The sequence below is a fragment of the Marinomonas sp. UCMA 3892 genome (assembly GCF_012726345.1).
GTDB lineage: Bacteria > Pseudomonadota > Gammaproteobacteria > Pseudomonadales > Marinomonadaceae > Marinomonas.
On the sequence record NZ_PTXN01000007.1, the window covers coordinates 138,386 to 159,533 of the forward strand.

Sequence of the window (21,148 nt, forward strand, 5' to 3'; positions counted from 1 at the left end):
TTAAACTGGTGTCTCACTGAATTGCTGATTATGAAGCTGCGCATAAGCACCATTCATCGCTATCAATTCACTGTGCGAACCTTGTTCAATGATCTCACCATGATCCACAACCGCAATAATATCGGCATTTTCAATGGTCGATAAACGATGGGCAATAGCGATAGTGGTACGATTCGCCATTAGACCATCCAAGGCCATCTGAATTGCTCGCTCTGACTCTGTATCCAATGCTGATGTTGCTTCATCCAAAATCAAAATAGGCGCATTTTTCAGGATAGCTCTAGCTATCGCAATTCGCTGCCGCTGCCCACCAGACAAGAGAACACCGTTCTCTCCAACCATGGTATCTAGACCATGCTCCAGCTCTTGAATAAAGTCCCAAGCATTGGCTGCTTTAGCTGCTTCAATGACATCTTCCACACTGGTATCGCGCAAAAAACCATAGGCGATATTATCCCGAATCGTGCCATTAAAAAGTACAACTTGTTGATTTACTAAAGCGATATTAGAGCGAAGCTCAGTCAGCTTATAATCATTGATACGAACACCATCAATACTCAAGGAACCATCATCAATGTCGTAAAAGCGTGGAATTAAGTTCGCTATCGTGGATTTACCACTACCAGAGCGCCCTACTAACGCTAAAGTTTTTCCAGCGGGCAAAGACAAATTAATATTTTTTAATGTCTGTTTCTCAGCTCCAGTGTATTTAAAGGACATATTATTCCACTCGATATCGCCTTTAAAGCGAGTAACTGGAGTAGTCCCTTTATCAACTTCTTCTGGCAAATCCAAGAAATCAAAAATACTGTAAGAAGCGGCAATACCTTTTTGCAATATACTGTTTACATCTGTCAGCTGACGAATAGGCTTACCTAACATACCAGCAGCAGTCAGGAAGGCGATAAAATCACCTGGAGACATATGTGAACTAATAGAAGGGCTTAAAGCAAACCAAATTAGAATCGCCATCATCAGCGCAAGAATAAACTGCACAATAGGAATATTAAGAGATTTAGTCATCTCCATTTTTAACTGGGAACGACGGTTTTCATTCGCAGCCTTATCGAAACGTGCTATTTCATACTGGCTACCGCCAAATATTTTAACTACTTCATGCCCTTTGATCGCCTCTGATGCAACATCAGTAACTCCCCCCATAGCATTTTGGATTCGAGTGCTCAATTTGCGAAAACGCTTAGAGGCATAAGAAACAATTAAACCAATTAAAGGCACAACCAATAAAAACAATAGGGAAAGTCGCCAGTTCATATAAATCATATAGCCTAACAGACCAACAACTGTTAAACCTTCGCGCAAAAGAACCCGTATTGCCTGAGTGATAGAGCCAATGACTTGCTCAGTATCGTATGTCAGCTTAGCAAGAAGTCGTCCTGTAGGAATAGAATGGTAATAATTAGAGGGCAAGAGTACGAGCTTATTAAACATGCTGGTACGTAAATCAAACACCACATTATTGGCAACTTTCGCCATAAAATAGTTACCTAAGAAGGTCCCTACACCTCGAGCAATAAAAACCCCTAAGATAGCTAAAGGTATTAATAGCCGACTATCTGATATTTTACCTTCAGAAACAATGTCTACAATGTGCTTTAGTAAAGCAGCTAAAGCTGGCTCCATCGATGCATAGATGACATAACCTATTATACTAAGAACCAAATACAGCCAAGATGAGCGCACATAACCTAAAAGGCGAAAATAATTTTGCATACCAGAAACAGGAGCTTTTTGCGCCGGAGTTTCGATTTCTATATTTTCTTTATCTTGCATTTATAAATTCGCTTTTTCGATGATAGAGGTAGTTGAGTAACCATCAACAAAAGTCAAAACTTTTACTTCTCCTCCATGAGCTAAGACATGATCTGCACCAACAATTGTTTCTATGGTGTAATCCCCACCTTTAACCAAAACATCAGGCGTTAAGAATTCAATAATTTCTTTTGGCGTGTCTTCGTCGAACCAAGTTACCCAGTCAATAGAGCCCACACCTTCAAGCACAGACATGCGGTGAATCAAGTTATTAATTGGACGTTTTTCGCCTTTAAGTCGCTTAACTGATGCATCGGTATTGACGGCAACAATTAAACGATCTCCAAGGGCTTTAGCCTGCTTCATATAAGCAATATGTCCAGGGTGAAGAATATCAAAACAGCCATTCGTAAAAACAATCTTTTCACCATTCATCTGCGCCAGTTTAATTTGCTCAAGCAGGTCTTTTGGCGAGAGCACGCCAAAATTGGTGTTATGAGAACGCTGAAACATGATGGCATCTAGTCGTTCAGCACTGATTGATGCAGTACCCAATTTTCCAACAACATAACCCGCCGCTTGGTTAGCGTATTCAACAGCATCAATAAAGCGCTTACTCGTAACATAAACCGCAGTTAAAACTGCAACAACCGTATCGCCAGCGCCCGTAACATCAAATACTTCTTTAGCAGCCGTTGCCAATGAAAAAGGAGGTTTATCATCACTCAATAAAATCAAGCCATCTTCGCCACGAGTGACCAATAATGCTTTCCAGCCAAATTGCTCACGCAGAGCTTTAGCCTTTTCTTCCAACTCTTTCGTTGAGCGGCACTTACCCACTATCGTTTCGAATTCAAGAAGGTTCGGCTTAACTAAGGTTGCTCCTTGGTAGATTGAGAAGTCATTACCTTTAGGGTCAACAAAACTAGGAACTTTCGCTGCATTTGATAATTTAATCAAAGACTGAACATCAGCAAGGCAACCCTTTGCATAGTCAGAAAAAATAACAGCATCAGACTTAGGCAAACACTCTTCGACGACTTTTGCCAATGCTTCATTCTGGGAAAGACTGTCTTCGCGTTCTTCAAAGTCCAAACGGATTAGTTGTTGATGGCGACTCATCACTCGCAATTTTGTGATGGTTGGTAAGGTTTCTGAGCGAACAAAACGACAAATTACCCCCGCATCTTCTAGGCAACGAGCCAGAACATCAGCATTTTCATCGTTGCCGACTACACCTACTAACGTTACAGATACACCTAATTTAGCCAAACCCAATGCTACGTTTGCGGCACCACCTGGGCGATCTTCAATACTGGAAACCTTAACAACTTGAACCGGAGCCTCAGGTGAAATGCGCGAGGTGCCGCCATGCCAATAGCGATCCAACATAACATCCCCAACAACAAGGATGTGTTTATCTTTAAAATTCAAATACGAAGAGTTCATAGGCACATAATAATCGATTTTTAGAGACACTCATCTTATCATACTCCCACACCAAGTTGGACATACCTAAAACATACGAAATAAGGCTTTTACACAATGCTGAATTCCGCTCTATTATCTAGCCAATCGTTCTTATTTGATGAACTTTTAAACAATTGGTCTTGTTATGGTATCAACAAGGAAGATGGTTATAGTTATGAAAGCATGAATCATGACTGGACCAACAACAGTGTTGGCCGTATTCGCTTATTAACTCAATGTCGTCAGTTGTATACTTTTAGCCATGCCTGCCAAATCAAAAGCGTGCCTGAGTGGCAAGTAAAACTAACACCTCTTTTCGACTTTATCACCACTCACTACTTTATTGATGAGCGCTGGATCTTTTCGCTAAACGACGACCTTTCAATAAAAGACAAGCAATCCGATGCTTACGCTCTTGCCTTTGTACTACTGTCCTTTAGTCATTACTACAAAACGACAAAAGATGATCGCGCTCTTGCTTATATGAAAAAAACACATCATTTTTTATTGGAGAAGATGCAGGCACAATCAGGCGGTTTTTATGAATCCTATCCGGTTGATAGCAAACAAATTCGTCGCCAAAACCCACACATGCACTTACTAGAAGGCTATGTTGCTGCTTTTGATACAACCCATGATGACGATTATAAAGAGGCTATCCAATCTCTACTGTCATTGGCATTTGAGCGCTTTTATCACAATGAAACAAAGACGCTACGTGAGTTTTTTTGCTCTGATTGGAGTCTTGACCCTCAAACAGGCAATCAAGTAGAGCCAGGACACCACTTCGAATGGGTATGGTTGCTTTACCAAGCAAATAAAATAATCCCTAATTCCGACTATACTGACTTAGCACAGCAGCTCTGGCTAACAGCAACCCGACATGGACTTGCCGACAACGGCGGCATTTACAATCAAATAGACGGAGATACCAAGCAAGCTATTGATAAAGAAAAACGTATCTGGCCGATTACCGAATATTTAAAAGCAGTCACAGTCATGCCGATTGGCAAAGAAGAAAAAATAGACCGTTTAGAGAAAGCAATCAATTTTGCCCAACAGCATTACTTTCTATCAGATGGCCGTTGGAATGAGTATCTTAACAAAGACAACTCCCCAAAAACATTTCCGCTACCTGGCACCAGTAGCTACCATATTTTTCTCGGCCTAACAGAAGTGATAGCATGGGCAAAAGTAAACAATGATTTTCAGGGTTCTTTCTAAGTTTGGCTTGTTAGCTTAAAAGTAAACTTAACAAAGACAAAATAGGACATAAATTATGTATATAGTAACTGGTGGTGCCGGATTCATTGGCAGCAATATCATCAAAGCCTTAAACAACAAAGGCATCAAGAATATCCTTTTGGTAGATGATTTGACGGACGGTAAAAAATGTCTAAACCTGTCAGATCTCGATATTGCTGATTACATGGATATGTATGACTTCTTGGACGCCATAAAAAACGATACATTAGGAATTAACCCTATTGCCGTTTTCCATGAAGGTGCTTGCTCTGCAACCACTGAATGGAACGGAAAATATGTTATGGATGTAAATTATCAATATTCAAAAGCGGTACTAGATTTTTGTTTAAAATATGACGCACCGTTTTCCTACGCATCTTCTGCTTCTGTTTATGGCTCTGGCCCCATTTTCCAAGAATCCCGTGAAAACGAAAAGCCTCTTAACATGTACGCCTACTCCAAATTCCAATTTGATCAATACATTCGCGCTATTTTGCCAAAAGCAAAAAGCCAAATTGTTGGCTTCCGCTATTTCAACGTATATGGGCCTCGCGAGCAACATAAAGGCAGCATGGCCAGCGTGGCTTTTCACCTTCGTAACCAAGTACTTGGGGGCGAGAACCCAAAACTCTTTGGTGCCTATGATGGTTACGAAGCAGGAGGTCAAAGCCGAGACTTCATTTACGTTGAAGATCTAGTTAATACCAAACTTTGGTTCCTAGAAAATCCAGAAAAATCAGGAATATTCAACCTAGGCACAGGTAAAGCGGAGCCTTTTCGCACAATCGCTGAAACTGTGATTGCCCATTATGAGCAAGGTGAAATTGAATACATCCCTTTCCCAGAACATTTAAAAGGAGCTTATCAAAGTTTCACTGAGGCAGACATAAGCAAGCTTCGTGAAGCTGGATATGAAGGAAGTTTCCGCGGACTAGCACAAGGCGTTCAAGATTATTTAGGTTGGCTCGATACAAATGGCTAAATATTTAATTGTTGGCCCATCTTGGGTTGGTGATATGGTCATGGCGCAAAGCCTCTTTATTACTCTAAAGCAGCGTGATGAAGAGGCTATCATAGATGTTATTGGTCCTAACTGGTCATCACCTATATTAGCTCGAATGCCAGAGGTTCGTAACTCAATCACCTTGCCCACAGGTCATGGTGAATGGGGAATCAGTACACGCCGCAAACTAGGGCATTCACTCCGTTCTGAACACTATGATCACGCCATCGTGATACCTCGTTCTTGGAAATCTGCCTTGGTACCCTTTTTTGCCAAGGTTACGCATCGCATCGGCTTTACTGGTGAGCAGCGTTACATCCTGCTAAATGAACGTCGCAAGCTAGATAAAAGCATTTTAAATCAAACCGTAAAACGCTTTACGTCTTTAGGGTTGCCTAATGAGTTAGCCTATCCTCCTATGGATATCCCGCTACCTGCATTACGAGTTGACTCAGATAATCAGAAAAAGCTCTTTCAGCAACACAACTTATCAAATAGGCCGGCTATCGCTCTCATGGCAGGTGCTGAATTTGGTCCTTCTAAACAGTGGCCTATCGCTTATTTCCATGAATTAGCCAAAAGCGCCATTGAAGCAGGTTATCAAGTCTGGGTATTAGGTGGACCAAAAGACCAAAACGACGGCGAGGTAATCATTAGCCACCTAGGTGAGTTTGCCGTTAATCTTTGTGGAAAAACCCAATTGGTAGATGCTATAGATTTACTTGCGATAGCAGAAAAAGCCGTTAGTAATGATTCTGGATTAATGCATATTGCAGCAGCCGTTGGCACTGAAGTACATGGAATCTATGGATCTACAAGCGAATTATTTACACCACCTCTCACAAGCAACAAGACCATTCATAATCTTCACCTTGAATGCTCTCCTTGCTTTAAAAGAACCTGTCCACTCGAGCATACTAACTGTCAGAATCAACTGACTCCTGACATGATTATAAGGACAGTCCTTACCCAATGAATCTTGTATTACTTAGAAATAGACCGCATTTTGGAGCTCAAATAACAAGTATTCCGGTGCTGTTTTTCTTTTTCCAAAACTATGGCAACCAAGACCTGACTCTTTTATCAAAAAGCAATGTTGGATGGATTTACAACCAGCTTCCTTGGGTAAAAGAATGCATTCAGTCAAAAAGTAGACTCGAAGACCTTAAAAAACTTAAGCATTGTGACAACCTGCTTAATTTGAGACCGAGTAATCGCCTTCCTGTCATTTTATATAAATTTATTAAAGGTGGGAGAGTCTTCGACTTTGTAAAAAATGATTTTCTTATCAGCTTAACTTCTGAAAAACATAACGTTTTATGTGATACAGAATACAGAGCGCTAGCTTATCTAAAAATCTTCATCAGAGATGAGCGAGCCCTACTGAATGCTCTAGCAGCACCCTTTTTAGCGTTAATACAAGACTCCAATTTGAATCTAGATAGAGCAGAGCTAAACATACTTATAATGCCTGGTGGCGGTGCTGGTGAAGGAAAAAAATGGGGAATTGAGAACTTTATTAGCGCTGTACAATCCATTGCCAATACACTAGAAAAAAATTGTCATCTCCATATTCTATTAGGGCCAGATGAGAAAAGAGAAATTCAATACATGCAGGAGCTGAATATCAAAAACTCATCTCTTCACGTAAACATCCCTCTTAACGACATAGCAAAGCTAGTCGATCACTGTGACTTAACCATAGCAAATGACTGTGGGCCATCTCACATAGCGCAATGCATGCAAAAACCTTATATAGGTCTATTTAGAGAGCCTAATACTGAGTGGTTTCTAAGCCATGCAAAGTCAGTTAAAGTGCTCCCACAGAAAGGAAATGACATCAAAACCATTACCATCAAAAGCGTCACCGAATACGCTGTTAATTTATTGAAGAGCCAAGCATGAAAATTTCAGGCAATATCATCACCCTCAACGAAGAGAAAAACATCGCCGCTTGTATAGAGTCTATGCAAACTGTCTGCGATGAAATTATCGTAGTTGACTCAGGAAGCACCGATAATACGATTGAAATCGCTAAAAGCTTAGGCGCAACCGTAGTAAAGCAGCCCTATCTAGGTGACGGCATCCAAAAAAATGTCGCACTAAACCACACTCAAAATACTTGGGTACTAAGCTTAGATGCTGATGAACGCTTAACACCAGAAATGACACAAGCCATTCAGCAGTTAGATCTAGAATCTACCAGCATTGAAGGCTACTCATTTCGCAGACAAAATATGATTGGCAACCGCTGGATCAAGCATTGCGGCTGGTACCCTGACCGCTGCATTCGATTATACAATACAGACAAAACTCGCTTTGCCGATGTCAAACAACACGCCAGCGTGCAAACTAAAAACGTTAAAAATATCGATGCCGATATCATCCACTATTCCTTTAAAAATATTGGCGAATTATTTGCCAAACCTGGCCGTAATTTCAGTGGAAGAGCAGCTAAAATCATGTATGCAAAAGGCAAGCGCGCAAATTGCTTCTCCCCTTTTACTCATGGCCTAAATGCTTTTATCCGTAAGTATATTTTTCAAAGGGGATTCATGGGTGGCGTAGATGGAATGACAGTAGCATTGAGTGCGGCCGTCAATAGCTATTTAAAATACGCGAAACTGCTGGAATATCAACGCGACCCTAGCGTTACAAAACAAGACGACTTTAAAAACATCTGGTAACAAAACAGGCGACACACCTTGAGCAAAATGCTAACAGTACTTCATGTCAATCTCGCTAAAGGCTTCCGTGGCGGCGAAAGACAAACAGAGCTTCTTATAAGAGCCCTAGCAAAGCACTTTAAAATAAAGCAATTGCTTGCTTGTCGAGAAGATTCCCCGCTTCGCACTAGGCTTGCTGACGTCGAGGACCTATCTTTTGTTGCGGCAAATAATCAGTTATCAGGCCACTATTCCGCTCCTCATGCTGATATCGTTCATGCACATGAAGCCAAAGCTGTCCATTGGGCTTATATTCACAAGCTATTAAGAAACACCCCTTACATACTTACTCGACGAGTCGATACTGTCGTAAAAGATAAGTGGTTAAATAAAAAGACATACAGTAATGCGTCTGCATTAGTGGGCATATCCACACTTATTGCGAACCAAATTCGTGATAAAAAATGGGGAGAAGTCAATCAGATCCCTAGTACCTTAGCCCATTTAGAAACCGATCACAAAGAAGGCAAAGCCTTCCGAAATGCTTTTCCTGGAAAGATAATTATTGGCCATGTAGGTGCATTAGTTGATAAACATAAGGGACAAAAAGTTCTTATTGAAGCTGCTAGCCTATTAGAAAAAAGCCATCCCGACTTGCATATTGTTTTTTTTGGAGATGGTGCAGATAAAGAAGAACTTGAGTCTTTATCCAAAGACATTAAAAATATTACATGGATGGGATTCAAACCAAAAATTGGTGACTATTTACCTTACTTCGATCTCTTTGCCTTCCCTTCTAGAAATGAGGGTTTAGGATCTACATTGTTAGACGTTATGGATGCAGGTGTTCCTATCATTGCTTCTAATGTTGGTGGCATTCCAGACATTGTTATTGATAATGAGACTGGAATATTAGTCGAAGCGAACGATAGTTCTGCACTCAAAGACGCCATAATAAAGCTTTCCAGTGATAAGGCACTTCAAACGAGATTGATCGAGGGAGCCAAAAAACAAATTGAAAATTATACGCCACAAAAAATGGCTGAAAGATATTTTTCCATCTATAAAAAAATAACGGCCTGACATACCAAAACAGACCGTTATTTAACGGCCTAACTATTTTCTAAATCGACTAACACTTTCTAGTGCATCTTTTAAATAGATATAGTTAGGCTCTGCACCTTTTTTTACTCTATTTGTTAAATCATAGATTTTATATTGACCACCAGCACCTACTTCCAAAATACTATCATTAGTAATCAAGGCATAAGCAGCATAACTTGACGAAAGCACCCAATCTCGCTTTTTACCACTACCTAAAAGATCAATACCTTCTGAATAAGTATTTAGAGGACTAGTAACGCCAAGATAATTTTTCATTAATGTAGGTACAACATCTTCATGGCTTGTCATAGAATCTAGTTTTTCTTTTTCTAATTTCCCCCCAATATTAGGCCCAACCATAATAAATGGCACATGAGTTTGTGCTGCCGTAAAATTACTATTATGTCCCCAGTAATTAAGTTTATTGTCATTCAATTCTTGGGCATGATCACCAGTAATAATAACAAGAGTATTCTCAGCATCGCCTGTTAACTTCAACTCATCCAGCACCTGTTTAGCCAAATCATCAACATAGCGGACACTCGTTTTATAACGATTCATAAATGGTTTAGGATCAGAATCTTTATTAAGAGCTAAGTAATTTACGTCCGCCAACATAGGTTCATATTTTTTGTCGTAATCTTTCGGAAAATCGTAGCCATGCGGAGCATCGTAAAAAAGAAACGAAAAGGTTGGTTTAGATTTATCTCTATGTTGATACCACTGCAACCAATCTTCTGTCAGGTTTTTATCTCTTTCAGCAGGAGAGCTTCCTTCAGACCTTAGACGCAAGCCATTCACTTTGGCGAAAACAGTTTGATTAAACTCAGGATCAGTCAAAGAAGCAGAAGTAAAAATACCTAGCTGATAATCCAACGCTTGAAGGCGATCCATAAAAACGGGAGATCTTTGATTCGATAGCATGCTTTGCCAATACGTCCCAGGTAGACCATAGAAAAGGCCAAAAATACCTGTTCGAGTCGCATTCCCTGTTGATATGTGATTAGCGAAAGAAACGCCGTTTTGAGCATAAGCCCACATGTTAGGTGAGTTATCAGCATTAAAGGTATCAAAACGCCATGAGTCCACGACCAAAAACATAATATTCACAGGCTTATCGACAGTAACTGTATTCAGCTCTCCAATTGGATAGTTAAGGTTACTGCTTACTTTTAAAGACAACTCTTTTTGCTGCTCTAATGCCTTCTCATCAATCCAACCATGCTTTCGCATCCAATTATTTGCGGTAGCAGGTTGAAATAAAGGCAAATAGCTTTTACTGATAGTAACAGGCTGGTATGCGTTTGCAGCAGCCCATATGTGAATAAAATTACTCACAAAAAAACATAAAACAAAAAAACATACAAAATACCTTTTTTTAAGTTTTCTTGCTGAATAGGCACTTAAAAAATGCAGTAACGCATATTCAATTAAAAATATGGCAAGAAAGCTAAAAGCGGCGATAAGCCAGGTAACGATAGAAAAATCAACGACATCTCCGGATAACACAAGCTTAAGAACAACTTCGTTAATATGAAAACGATATTGAGCAAAAACAAAACTATCAATTAGTTGCACAAATAACGCGACTGTCGCAAAAACACTAATAATTAGATAAAAGAATTTTCTAGGAAGAAAAATAAATAAAAAAGCAAAAAGGCCTAATATTCCACCTAATAATGCCATCTGCCCAACTAAACTCGTAACAATAAAAGAGGCTCCTAAAATATCTGTCGGAAATTCAGGTAAAAAATAAAAATACCTTATTGCTAATAGTATAGAAAAAAATATGTTTATTATTAGAAACCAACCAAAAACCGAACGTTTACTACCAAGAGTCATGATAAAAACCTAGAAGATTAATTAAATAAAAAAAGCCAAAAATCAAATCACGAATCAACGCCAAATAAATCCCGCGTATATACTTTATTTTTCACATCAAATAGATCATCTGTCATTCTATTTGCCACAATCACATCAGATGTTGCTTTAAACTCTTCTAATCCCTTAATTACTTTCGAGTTAAAGAAGTTATCTTCATGAAACGCGGGTTCATACACCACAACTTCTACGCCTTTGGCTTTTATACGCTTCATAACCCCTTGAATAGCAGACGCTCTAAAATTATCAGAACCTACTTTCATTACTAAACGATAAATTCCAACGACTTTTGGGTTATTTTTCAAGATGGATTCAGCAACAAAATCTTTACGTGTAGAATTTGCGTCCACAATCGCTCGCACTAAATTATTTGGAACCTTGTCATAGTTAGCAAGTAACTGCTTAGTATCTTTTGGTAAACAGTATCCACCATAACCAAATGAGGGGTTGTTATAGTGATTACCAATACGTGGATCAAGTCCAACGCCTTGAATAATTTGACGACTGTCTAAATGGTGAGATTCTGCATAGCTGTCTAATTCATTAAAAAATGCAACGCGCATAGCCAAATAGGTATTGGCAAATAGCTTAATTGCCTCAGCTTCTGTTGAACCGGTAAGCAGCACATCTATGCCTGTTTTTTCCGCGCCCTGAACAAGCAGATCGGCAAAAACCTGCGCTCTATCTGAAACCTCCCCTACAACAATTCGCGAAGGATATAAGTTGTCATATAGCGCCTTGCCTTCACGCAAAAATTCAGGTGAAAATAAGAGATTATTAGTAGAAAAACGCTCGCTCGCGGACTTTGTAAAACCAACAGGGACAGTAGATTTCACCACCATGACCGCATTAGGATTGATACGCATAACATCCTGAATTACGGACTCAACATGACTAGTATTAAAATAATTTGTTTCTGGGTCATAATCAGTTGGAGTTGCAATAATCACATAGTCGGCACCAAGATAGGCCTCTTCTTTATCTAGTGTCGCAACAAAATCAAGGCTTTCTTCAGCTAAATAACGCTCTATATCACGATCTTCTATAGGTGATTGTTTTTTATTAAGCATATCTACCTTAGCGGCAACAATGTCCAAGGCGACGACATGATTGTACTTTGCTAATAACAGAGCATTAGAAATGCCAACATACCCAGTTCCAGCCACCGCTATTTTCATTCAGCTTACCTTTTACTTTAAAGATAGAATTTGTATTCAAAAGAGGCTATTTTACAGTTTGCACCATAATTAAAAATGCCAAATCGTGTTTTTTTGTTATTTACATCAAGAAATGCAGCAAATCGAGAACACCACAGCTAATCTTAATAAAAAACAAGGAGTTCTATATGAAGTTTGAACTGGTAGATCGTCAAGGCTATATCCCTGATCTTATTTATGGCGCCTCAGGACAAGAGCTTTCCTGCTTTATTCCCAGCGACTATCCATTCCAACAAGTTAGCTACAACAATGGCGAAGGTGAAGTCATTATAGACAAACACACATGGCACTTTTTCTTTACTCAAGAAGGAATTGGCATCAAATTAATGGACGGTATAGTAACGTTAAAAGAAGCCGAACATTTCTTGCTTGCAGTTAAATCACACATATGGGGGGAAACACATCAACAAGTGCAAATATTTATGGCAGGGGCAACACCAAAATAACTAGGTTTCACGACGGAGCTCAACCTCGACCCAAAGGCTCAGCTCCGTCATATTCGCTATGTAAAGTCTATGTCATCACAAAGCAACAGCTCGCAGCATTCTTTTCGACCATTGACTCCACGACCCAACATAAACTTGCTTTGCCTCAATCCCTGCATAGTTTAAAGCCAAGACATTATGGCAAGCAGTTACACCAGAACCACAATAATACACGTATGCATCACTATTATTGGATAGCCAATCTTGCCATTCCACATGAAGCTGCTCAGCGGGTTTGAAACAAGCATTTGCATCTAAGTTATCTGAAAATGGACGATTGATAGCACCTGGAATATGCCCAGCAACAGCATCAATGGTTTCATTCTCACCATTAAAGCGATCTGATGCTCTAGCATCCACTAATTGAAACTGATTCGTTTCAAAGTTTTCAACTATCGCTTGCTCACTGACCGCCCAAGGAAAAGAAACCTCAATTTGATTGGATGTCGATTTTGCTTTGACAGGAGCCAGTGATACATCCCTCCCTTCTCTCAGCCATGCAGGAAAACCACCATTTAAAACACGTACATCAATATTTTGCTGGCTAAGCATCCACCAAGCTCGTGCGGCAATCGCTCCCCCCATATCGTCGTACACGACAACTTGAGTACTAGAATCTATTCCCCAAGCCCGCAATTGCTCGGAAAAGACAATTTCATCCGGCAAAGGGTGTCGACCAGTCAATTCTGTCTCTGGTGCTGCCAATTGATGATGGACATCCACAAAAATAGCACCTGGAATATGTCCTTTATTATATTCAGACAGACCTTTAGCGTGGTCCGTTAAGTAAAATCTACAGTCTAAAACAACAACGTTAAGCTGCCCAAGTAATAGGGCCAGTTCATTTGTATTAATTAATGTTTTTAATAGCACAGGCTTTCCTCAGACAATCATACGTGGTCATAAAACAGACCGCTTCTGTTTCTTTTAAATCTACTTTGATTATTCATTTTTTGCTAATATTCGCAGCAATTATCTTACTACTGAGTTTTCTATGTTACGTATCGACCTAATCCTTACCGAGCAAGGCCTTGCTAAATCTCGCTCGCAAGCACAAACTTTTATCAGTGAAGGACGAATCTCATACAAACAAAACGAGAAGTGGATAAAAGTCACCAAACCTAGCTTGAAATTGCCATCCGATATCGAGCTGAACGTCATCTCAGACGAGGCCGATAAATACGTTTCCCGTGGCGCCTTGAAACTTGAAGGTGCTCTACTACACACAAAACTCAATATCGAAGGCTTCCTTGTATTAGATATCGGCCAATCTACCGGTGGCTTTAGTGATTGCGCGATTCAGCACGGTGCAGCACATGTTGTTGGTGTTGAGGTCGGACATGATCAACTGGACCCCCGCCTACGTAATCATCAAAATATTATCTGCCTAGAAGGAATTAATGCTCGAAACTTGAGTATTGAAGACCTAAACGAACACTTTCCAGAACACGGCTTTGATCTTATTGTCATGGATGTTTCTTTTATATCGCAGACTAAAATTTTGCCACAGCTACCAAATTTACTAAGTAAAACAGGTCACCTGATTACATTAGTAAAACCTCAATTTGAAGTAGGCAAAGAATTCATCGGTAAAGGCGGAATAGTAAAAGACAAACAGCGTGTAAAGTTACTCGAACAGGACATGCAAGACTTCGTCAAAAGACTAGGCTTTGAAGTCAAATGCTATATAGAAAGCCCAATCAAAGGCGGTGACGGTAATCAAGAATTTCTACTTTGGGCAACCAGATCATAGATCTTAAAATCTCGGTGTTAAGGCAGTTAAATTACCTCATCATAACAATGATGACTATCAGGTAAAATTTCGCGAGCTTCTTTTTCTTCCAGCTCGGTAATGTAGTTTCTTGCCATATAAAACCCCAAACAGCCAAAGATAACCGATCCTACAGCCTGTCCAAAAAGTATCCCCTCTGCCCCCATAAAGAGAGAGAAGATAGTAATTAATGGCCATGTACCTAACGTCGCACGACCAAAATTTAGCAAGGTACTATTTAACGGTTTACCAAGGTTATTAAAAACTGCAATCGCAATAAACAACAAACTCTGGAAGAAAAAACTAAAAGATACAAAGGTAGCAAAGAACCGAATTAGGTCCGCACTACTTTGTGTTGCATGAAACACTGACACAAGCCAATCTTGCATGTGATAAAGACAAAAACACAATACTAAGCAATACCCGAAAGCATAAACGACAGCGCTACTAATCGCACTGTGCATCCTATCAAAACGCCCGGCCCCATAGTTCTGACCCAATATAGGACCAACAGCACCTGATAAAGCAAATATCCCGCCAAACACCACAGGAATAATACGCCCAATAACCGCCACAGCAGCAACTGCATCATCACCAAACGACGAAGTATGCTCCATGACAATGGCATTCGCTAACGGCGAGGACATATTAGTTAACATAGCAGGAATGGCAATAACAGAAATCGATTTAGCATCTTTAAAGAAATCTATTAAGTCAAACTCGCCCAACATCTTATGAATATGGACCACACCATAATACGACACAGCGACCATAGAAAAACGCGCAAGCAAAGAAGCAATAGCCGCACCTTGCACACCCAACCCAAAAGCAAAAATGAAGATAGGATCTAATAGCGCATTAACCAAGCCACCAACCATGGTGGCGTACATAGCACGGCGGGCATCACCCAAAGCTCGCATAATTCCAGAGCCAATCATGCCAATCATTACCGCTGGCATACCTATGACTAAAATCTGCAAATAGTCTGTTGCCAAGTCAAGCGTTCGTCCTGTGGCACCAACATACAAAAGGATATGGGGAATATTGGGCCATATAAGCCAAACCACACCGGTCGAAAAGAAAATACCAAATGCCAGAACATTGACAGCACGACGTTTAGCCAACTCGATCTGCCCTTCGCCAACCGCTCTGGATACCAAAGCAGTTGCGGCAATAGACACGGCAATGCTTAATGAAATGGTAAAAAACATAATGGTGCTGGCAAATCCTACCGCCGCCACAGCTTCTTTCTCACCCAACATAGAGAGGAAAAGCATGTCGACTAGATCAACCAAAAACATGCACATCAAACCAAACGCACCAGTAGCAGACATGCTAACAACATGTTTAAAGGTTGAACCTTCTGTAAGCTTTGCCGGACTAGGCATTTATTTCCCCTAAAATGACGCATCCAACTTATATGCGACAAAAAACGCGACAAAAAAATTCGCCAATAAATAAAAAACCGGACAAGCAGCACTTGTCCGGTCCAGTATTTTCTCATGTATGACGATTTGAGAAAATGCTTACATTGTGGATAACCTAATGAAGATCGTTATTTGATCGATTAAAAACAATTTTTTCAACATCTGCAAAGCGTTCAGCAAAATGCACAGTCATGCCCTCTTTAACCGATTCCGGCAATTCTTCAAAATCACGACGGTTTGGTTCAGGTAAAATCACTTCACTAATTTTACTACGCTTAGCGGCAATGATTTTCTCACGAATACCACCAACAGCTAGAACCTGGCCAGTAAGCGTCAACTCACCTGTCATTGCTAATCCACGTCGAACCGGTTCACCTTTAGCCAATGACAGCAATGCTGTAGCCATAGAAATACCAGCGCTTGGGCCATCCTTAGGTGTCGCGCCTTCTGGTACATGCAAATGCACTAAGCTTTTATCAAAAAATTCTGGGTGTTTTTGATAGCTTTTTGCATGAGAGAAGACATAGGAATACGCAATTTCAGCTGATTCCTTCATCACATCACCCAGCTTACCCGTGAGTTTCAAGCCTCGTGTTAGCTCATGCACTTTATTGGCTTCAATTGGCAAAGTCGCCCCGCCCATAGAAGTCCAAGCCAAACCAGTAACAACACCAACACCTTGTAATGTTTTTTCTGGTCGGAAATAAGGCATACCCAACAAGGTCTCAACGTCTTTCACACCAACATTGATATGCTCTTTTTCACCCGTCATTAACTCAACAACACTCTTGCGTAAGATTTTTTGCAGCAATTTATCTAAGCCTCGAACACCCGCTTCACGAGCATAATGCTCAATAATATGTCGAAGTGCAGCATCAGTAATATTCAGCTGCTTCTTCAACAGCTTATTTTTCTTCAGCAATTTCGGCCATAAATGCTGCTTAGCAATCGCTAGTTTTTCATCACCGATGTAACCAGACAATCGAATAACATCCATCCTGTCTAACAGCGGCGCAGGAATAGTATCCAGCTGGTTAGCTGTACAAATGAACAAAGCTTTCGATAAATCGATACGCATATCTAAATAGTGATCGAGGAACTCAACATTTTGCTCAGGATCAAGTGCTTCCAATAAAGATGACGCTGGATCTCCTTGGAAAGAAGATCCTATTTTGTCGATCTCATCCAACATGATAACGGGGTTCTCTACCTCGACATCTTTTAGTGCTTGAACGAATTTACCCGGCAAAGCACCAATATAGGTACGACGATGACCTTTGATCTCAGCTTCGTCACGCATACCACCAAGGCTAAAGCGATAGAACTTACGATTCAAAGACTCTGCAATCGATTTACCAATGGATGTTTTACCAACACCTGGCGGGCCAACAAGTAGTAAAATACTACCGCCCATTTCGCCGCGATGCGCACCAAGAGCCAAAAATTCAACAATACGGTCCTTTATATCACCAAGACCAGCATGATGAGATTCAAGAACCTCTCGGGCTAATTTAATATCTAAGTTATCTTTCGAATGAACGCCCCATGGCAAAGACGTCGCCCAATCCAGATAGTTACGCGTCACACCATACTCTGGAGAACCTGTCTCAAGAATGCTCAGTTTATGCAACTCTTCTTGGATTTTATCGTTCACTGCTTTGGGTAAAGTTTTACCTTCTAAACGAGCTTCGAATGTTTCTACATCAGAAGTACGATCGTCTTTTGAAATACCCAGCTCTTTCTGGATAATTTTCAATTGCTCTTTTAAGAAAAAGTCTCGCTGATGCTTGCTGATTTTATCATTTACTTCAGCGCTAATTTCATTCTGCAAGCGCGCAATTTCAAGCTCTTTTCTTAGCAAGGTAAGCGCTAAATGCATACGAGCATTTATTGGAATGGTTGCCAAAACATCATATAGATCTTCCGCATCCGCAGAAGTAATGGACGCAGCAAAATCCGCCAGCAAGCCCGACTCATTAAATGAGAATCGCCCTAAATATTGCCTCAGATCCTCGCTAAATAAAGGGTTTAAGCGAATTAGTTGCTTAATCGCATCTAGAATCGCAATGGAATAGGCTTTCGATTCATCATCATTGGATTTCACATCATTCAGGTAACGAACACGAGCAAGGTAAGGAGCTTCTTCGCTTAACCATTCGATAACTTCAAAACGCTTTACACCTTGAGCTAGAAAGGTCAATTTATCATTTTGCTTCTCAGCTTTATGTACTCTTGCAACACAACCAATAGAGCGAAATTCGTCTACTGAAGGCGCTTTTTTCGTTTTCTTATCAGCATAAACCAAACCTACGACCGCTTGAGGATGTTCTGCGATTCGCTCTAAAGTATCTTCCCACTGCTCAGCATCGACCATAACCGGCTGAACCTGTGCAGGAAAAAATGGGCGGCTTGAAATAGGCAAAATAAACAATGTCTCAGGCAAAACATCGTCTGGAAGAGCAAGACCTCTAGGATCACTAATAACAACGCCTTCGTCTTCCGTTACTTCAACTTGGTCTTCTTGTGCATCTAAGTATTGTTCGTCATCATTCATAATAAACTTCTCAATAAATCTGTATTTTTGTAAAAATGGCGCCAGAAATACCTATGGCTATTTTTTATAAGCTTTTGCTATGTATAGATCTTATGTAATGGCGATATTGCCGAAAACAATACCATGGGTCATTTTCCCAAATGCTTACTCACTTCAAGAAACAAACTAACCCATAGGACAGGATTAGTTATTTGGCCAATTCCGACTTAGTGTTATTATAAGAACCATGATAAAGATTGAATCCGCTCAATTTCACACTCTCAACCCAGAGTTACAAAAAAGGAAAGGCTAATGACCCGCGATGAACTCCTTAAGGCTTACAATGATATATTTGTGATCAAACACCCTTTTGTGAAACACAAATTAACCAGTCTTCGCGATAAGAACACCAGTACCCGTGAATTTCGTATGTTAGTTGAGGAGCTAGGAACGTTAATTGGCTACGAAGCAACGCGCGATTTAGAAACAACCGATGTTGAAATTGAAACACCTTTAGAAAAAGCTATGTGCCCAGTTCTAAAAGGTAAGAAGCTTTGTATCGTTACCATAATGCGAGCGGGTAATGGACTGGCTGAGGGCGTGCTGAAACTGTCGCCTAGTGCACGAGTTGGGCATGTTGGCCTGTATCGCGACCCAGACACAAAGCAGCCTGTTGAATACTACCTAAAAATGCCACACTCAGTGAATGAACGTACCATTATTGTAGTTGACCCAATGTTAGCAACGGGTAACTCAGCCATTATGGCCATCGATAAGATGAAAGAAATGGGCGCAACAGATATTCGCTTTATCTGTCTATTTGCTGCACCTGAAGGCATTCAAGCATTTAAAGAAGCACATCCAGATGTTGCCATGTACATTGGCTCAATTGATCGTGGCCTAGATGAGCACGCCTACATTCGTCCAGGTGTTGGTGACGCTGGCGATCGCATTTACGGCACGCGCTAATTACTGAATAAACAAATAAAAGCCGCCTCTTAGTTCGATAAAGAGGCGGCTTTTTTATCATTCAAAAGCAGCAAATTAATAATTAAGCTAACTCTTAAGAGCCAAAAAAGCACCAGCACTTGCCATGATGCCACCTGCGGTCCTATTCAAAGTCTTCATAGAACGTTCAGACTTCATAAAACGTCTCGCCTGAGAAGCTCCAATAGAAATTATCGTCAAACCAAGTAACAAGGCAACAAAAGTAAGAAACGAGGCCAACACAATATCCGCAGCACTTAAGACGGTTAAATCCATAAATGTCGGCAAAAAAGCCACATAAAAAAGTATTACTTTAGGGTTAGAAGCAGAAATCATAAAGCCTTGAATAAAGCTCGCTATCTCGTTATTCACGTCTTGCAGATTATCACCCGAAGACATAGTAGAAACTGGCGATATCCACATTTTCCAACCCAGATAAATAAGATAAGCAGCACCAGCATAACGTATAATAAGAAACACCTCCTCCCAAGCTGATGCAATGGCTGCCAAGCCGTAACACGCCATCACTAAATAAACGATATCGCTCATCACCATACCAAGGCTAAGAGAAAAGCTTGCTCTAGCACCTCTAGAAATACTTCTTGCCAAAATAGCAAAAATTCCAGGTCCCGGAGTAATGCTGAAAATAAAAATAGCAATAAAAAATGTAATTCCGCTTTCTAGAGTCATATCAAACCCTCCACCAACTTACGGCTAATGCTCAGCAACACCACAACCAGCTAAAACCATGCGAGTAATAAATTGCCTAGCTTCTTCATAATCACTTTTTTCTAACTCATTTTTCTGCAATAGAATTTTCACTTGCGCATCAAAATCAGCATAAGTCTGAGTCATCGCCCAAATACTAATAAAAAGATGCTCGGTTGAAACAGGATTCATCAGGCCTTTATCTACCCAAACCTGAATTGTCGCCTTTTCGCGACTTAATTCAGTAACAAACAAATTTCTAAGATAATCTAAAACAAAGGTTTCTTCACCTATTAACGCCATCGCAAAGATCTTAGAAGCATTTTTATTGCTACGCGATTGATCTATTTTTTCACTAATATAGCGCGTCAGGTTTTGCTTAGGTCCCTCTTCAACATTAAATTCGCTGACGGAATCTAACCAAAGACGAAGAATACGCTCTAACACAGCCTCTAGGAGGTCTTTTTTAGAGCGATAATAATAATGAACATTTGCCTTAGGTAACCCGGCTTCATCGGCAATCATCTGAGTAGTGGTTTTCGCTAAACCTTGTCGCGCAAAAACACGTTCAGATGTTTCTAAAATAAGGGTTTGATTTTGAGCACGAATGTGCGCTTTCAACTGATCTTTTGGTCGTTTTACTTCGGTCAAGGGTGAAGCCTCGCTGATCAACATGTCACTAAAGGGGGATGTTTTTTATATCGACTTACCATCCTGAGCGATACATCGGAAGAATAACATTCTTTACAATAGGCACGAAGCCTTAAGAAAAAATCGCATAAAAAAAGGGAGCCGAAGCTCCCCATTTCCCCTCGTAGCAGAGACGTTAATGACTATAGGCATTCGTCATTAGGCTAACTGCTACACCACGTTGGCACTGT

General features: G+C 40.4%; 18 protein-coding genes. 9 read left to right on the plus strand and 9 right to left on the minus strand.

Going from position 1 to position 21,148, the window contains the following annotated elements:
- Both msbA and hldE read right to left on the minus strand, forming a co-directional pair.
- Positions 1 to 1,791, minus strand: a complete 1,791-nt coding sequence (gene msbA / locus B6N13_RS11375) for a lipid A export permease/ATP-binding protein MsbA (protein ID WP_012071144.1) — start codon at positions 1,789 to 1,791, stop codon at positions 1 to 3.
- Entirely contained in the window at positions 1,792 to 3,219 is a 1,428-nt protein-coding gene (hldE, locus tag B6N13_RS11380; RefSeq protein ID WP_169459473.1) for a bifunctional D-glycero-beta-D-manno-heptose-7-phosphate kinase/D-glycero-beta-D-manno-heptose 1-phosphate adenylyltransferase HldE, read from the minus strand.
- A gap of 96 nt (positions 3,220 to 3,315) precedes the next feature.
- Here hldE and B6N13_RS11385 point away from each other — a divergent pair, with 96 nt between their 5' ends.
- The 6 genes from B6N13_RS11385 to B6N13_RS11410 are packed head-to-tail and all read left to right on the plus strand — an operon-like array spanning position 3,316 to position 9,237.
- Positions 3,316 to 4,464: an AGE family epimerase/isomerase gene (locus tag B6N13_RS11385; RefSeq protein WP_169459410.1), complete on the plus strand. Its 1,149-nt coding sequence runs from the start codon at positions 3,316 to 3,318 to the stop codon at positions 4,462 to 4,464.
- 55 nt (positions 4,465 to 4,519) lie between these two features.
- Positions 4,520 to 5,467, plus strand: coding sequence for an ADP-glyceromanno-heptose 6-epimerase (rfaD, locus tag B6N13_RS11390; protein ID WP_169459411.1), 948 nt, complete (start codon positions 4,520 to 4,522; stop codon positions 5,465 to 5,467).
- Positions 5,460 to 6,464: a lipopolysaccharide heptosyltransferase II gene (gene waaF / locus B6N13_RS11395; RefSeq protein ID WP_012071148.1), complete on the plus strand. Its 1,005-nt coding sequence runs from the start codon at positions 5,460 to 5,462 to the stop codon at positions 6,462 to 6,464. Before rfaD ends, waaF begins: the two co-directional genes overlap by 8 nt.
- Positions 6,461 to 7,393, plus strand: a complete 933-nt coding sequence (locus B6N13_RS11400; protein ID WP_012071149.1) for a glycosyltransferase family 9 protein — start codon at positions 6,461 to 6,463, stop codon at positions 7,391 to 7,393. Before waaF ends, B6N13_RS11400 begins: the two co-directional genes overlap by 4 nt.
- Positions 7,390 to 8,175 carry a glycosyltransferase family 2 protein gene (locus B6N13_RS11405; RefSeq protein ID WP_012071150.1) on the plus strand — a complete coding sequence of 262 codons (786 nt, stop codon included), beginning with the start codon at positions 7,390 to 7,392 and terminating at the stop codon, positions 8,173 to 8,175. Before B6N13_RS11400 ends, B6N13_RS11405 begins: the two co-directional genes overlap by 4 nt.
- Positions 8,176 to 8,202: 27 nt before the next feature.
- Entirely contained in the window at positions 8,203 to 9,237 is a 1,035-nt protein-coding gene (locus B6N13_RS11410) for a glycosyltransferase family 4 protein (protein ID WP_169459474.1), read from the plus strand.
- A gap of 33 nt (positions 9,238 to 9,270) precedes the next feature.
- Here B6N13_RS11410 and B6N13_RS11415 read toward each other — a convergent pair whose 3' ends face one another.
- Together B6N13_RS11415 and B6N13_RS11420 are read right to left on the minus strand one after the other, a co-directional pair.
- Positions 9,271 to 11,100, minus strand: coding sequence for a DUF3413 domain-containing protein (locus B6N13_RS11415; RefSeq protein WP_169459412.1), 1,830 nt, complete (start codon positions 11,098 to 11,100; stop codon positions 9,271 to 9,273).
- A 47-nt stretch (positions 11,101 to 11,147) separates the two neighbouring features.
- Positions 11,148 to 12,317 carry a nucleotide sugar dehydrogenase gene (locus B6N13_RS11420; protein ID WP_169459413.1) on the minus strand — a complete coding sequence of 390 codons (1,170 nt, stop codon included), beginning with the start codon at positions 12,315 to 12,317 and terminating at the stop codon, positions 11,148 to 11,150.
- A gap of 167 nt (positions 12,318 to 12,484) precedes the next feature.
- On the opposite strand from B6N13_RS11420, the gene B6N13_RS11425 reads away from it, so the two are divergent.
- Positions 12,485 to 12,802 carry a hypothetical protein gene (locus B6N13_RS11425; RefSeq protein WP_012071154.1) on the plus strand — a complete coding sequence of 106 codons (318 nt, stop codon included), beginning with the start codon at positions 12,485 to 12,487 and terminating at the stop codon, positions 12,800 to 12,802.
- A 75-nt stretch (positions 12,803 to 12,877) separates the two neighbouring features.
- Here B6N13_RS11425 and B6N13_RS11430 read toward each other — a convergent pair whose 3' ends face one another.
- Positions 12,878 to 13,714 carry a sulfurtransferase gene (locus B6N13_RS11430; RefSeq protein ID WP_169459414.1) on the minus strand — a complete coding sequence of 279 codons (837 nt, stop codon included), beginning with the start codon at positions 13,712 to 13,714 and terminating at the stop codon, positions 12,878 to 12,880.
- A gap of 121 nt (positions 13,715 to 13,835) precedes the next feature.
- Between B6N13_RS11430 and B6N13_RS11435 the strand changes: the two genes are divergently transcribed.
- The gene (locus B6N13_RS11435; protein WP_169459415.1) at positions 13,836 to 14,594 is read left to right on the plus strand and encodes a TlyA family RNA methyltransferase; all 759 of its coding nucleotides are present in this window, start codon (positions 13,836 to 13,838) and stop codon (positions 14,592 to 14,594) included.
- Positions 14,595 to 14,620: 26 nt separating this feature from the next.
- Here B6N13_RS11435 and B6N13_RS11440 read toward each other — a convergent pair whose 3' ends face one another.
- Together B6N13_RS11440 and lon are read right to left on the minus strand one after the other, a co-directional pair.
- Positions 14,621 to 16,000 carry an MATE family efflux transporter gene (locus tag B6N13_RS11440; RefSeq protein WP_169459416.1) on the minus strand — a complete coding sequence of 460 codons (1,380 nt, stop codon included), beginning with the start codon at positions 15,998 to 16,000 and terminating at the stop codon, positions 14,621 to 14,623.
- A 154-nt stretch (positions 16,001 to 16,154) separates the two neighbouring features.
- A complete protein-coding gene (gene lon, locus B6N13_RS11445; RefSeq protein WP_012071158.1) occupies positions 16,155 to 18,593 on the minus strand; it encodes an endopeptidase La in 2,439 nt (812 codons plus the stop codon).
- 291 nt (positions 18,594 to 18,884) lie between these two features.
- Between lon and upp the strand changes: the two genes are divergently transcribed.
- Positions 18,885 to 19,541, plus strand: a complete 657-nt coding sequence (upp, locus tag B6N13_RS11450; protein ID WP_012071159.1) for a uracil phosphoribosyltransferase — start codon at positions 18,885 to 18,887, stop codon at positions 19,539 to 19,541.
- 87 nt (positions 19,542 to 19,628) lie between these two features.
- On the opposite strand, the gene B6N13_RS11455 is transcribed toward upp, so the two are convergent.
- The gene (locus B6N13_RS11455; RefSeq protein ID WP_012071160.1) at positions 19,629 to 20,249 is read right to left on the minus strand and encodes a LysE family translocator; all 621 of its coding nucleotides are present in this window, start codon (positions 20,247 to 20,249) and stop codon (positions 19,629 to 19,631) included.
- A 24-nt stretch (positions 20,250 to 20,273) separates the two neighbouring features.
- A complete protein-coding gene (locus B6N13_RS11460; protein ID WP_248280307.1) occupies positions 20,274 to 20,918 on the minus strand; it encodes a TetR/AcrR family transcriptional regulator in 645 nt (214 codons plus the stop codon).
- Between the last annotated feature and the right edge of the window lie 230 nt (positions 20,919 to 21,148).

Bases quoted from the DNA above. Each gene is read 5' to 3' on its own strand.
- B6N13_RS11420 (WP_169459413.1), bottom strand. From the start codon at position 12,317: ATGAAAATAGCGGTGGCTGGAACTGGGTATGTTGGCATTTCTAATGCT.
- B6N13_RS11405 (WP_012071150.1), top strand. From the start codon at position 7,390: ATGAAAATTTCAGGCAATATCATCACCCTCAACGAAGAGAAAAACATC.
- B6N13_RS11415 (WP_169459412.1), bottom strand. From the start codon at position 11,100: ATGACTCTTGGTAGTAAACGTTCGGTTTTTGGTTGGTTTCTAATAATA.
- B6N13_RS11435 (WP_169459415.1), top strand. From the start codon at position 13,836: ATGTTACGTATCGACCTAATCCTTACCGAGCAAGGCCTTGCTAAATCT.
- msbA (WP_012071144.1), bottom strand. From the start codon at position 1,791: ATGCAAGATAAAGAAAATATAGAAATCGAAACTCCGGCGCAAAAAGCT.
- B6N13_RS11385 (WP_169459410.1), top strand. From the start codon at position 3,316: ATGCTGAATTCCGCTCTATTATCTAGCCAATCGTTCTTATTTGATGAA.
- lon (WP_012071158.1), bottom strand. From the start codon at position 18,593: ATGAATGATGACGAACAATACTTAGATGCACAAGAAGACCAAGTTGAA.
- B6N13_RS11425 (WP_012071154.1), top strand. From the start codon at position 12,485: ATGAAGTTTGAACTGGTAGATCGTCAAGGCTATATCCCTGATCTTATT.
- hldE (WP_169459473.1), bottom strand. From the start codon at position 3,219: ATGAACTCTTCGTATTTGAATTTTAAAGATAAACACATCCTTGTTGTT.
- rfaD (WP_169459411.1), top strand. From the start codon at position 4,520: ATGTATATAGTAACTGGTGGTGCCGGATTCATTGGCAGCAATATCATC.
- B6N13_RS11410 (WP_169459474.1), top strand. From the start codon at position 8,203: ATGCTAACAGTACTTCATGTCAATCTCGCTAAAGGCTTCCGTGGCGGC.
- upp (WP_012071159.1), top strand. From the start codon at position 18,885: ATGACCCGCGATGAACTCCTTAAGGCTTACAATGATATATTTGTGATC.
- B6N13_RS11400 (WP_012071149.1), top strand. From the start codon at position 6,461: ATGAATCTTGTATTACTTAGAAATAGACCGCATTTTGGAGCTCAAATA.
- B6N13_RS11440 (WP_169459416.1), bottom strand. From the start codon at position 16,000: ATGCCTAGTCCGGCAAAGCTTACAGAAGGTTCAACCTTTAAACATGTT.
- B6N13_RS11455 (WP_012071160.1), bottom strand. From the start codon at position 20,249: ATGACTCTAGAAAGCGGAATTACATTTTTTATTGCTATTTTTATTTTC.
- waaF (WP_012071148.1), top strand. From the start codon at position 5,460: ATGGCTAAATATTTAATTGTTGGCCCATCTTGGGTTGGTGATATGGTC.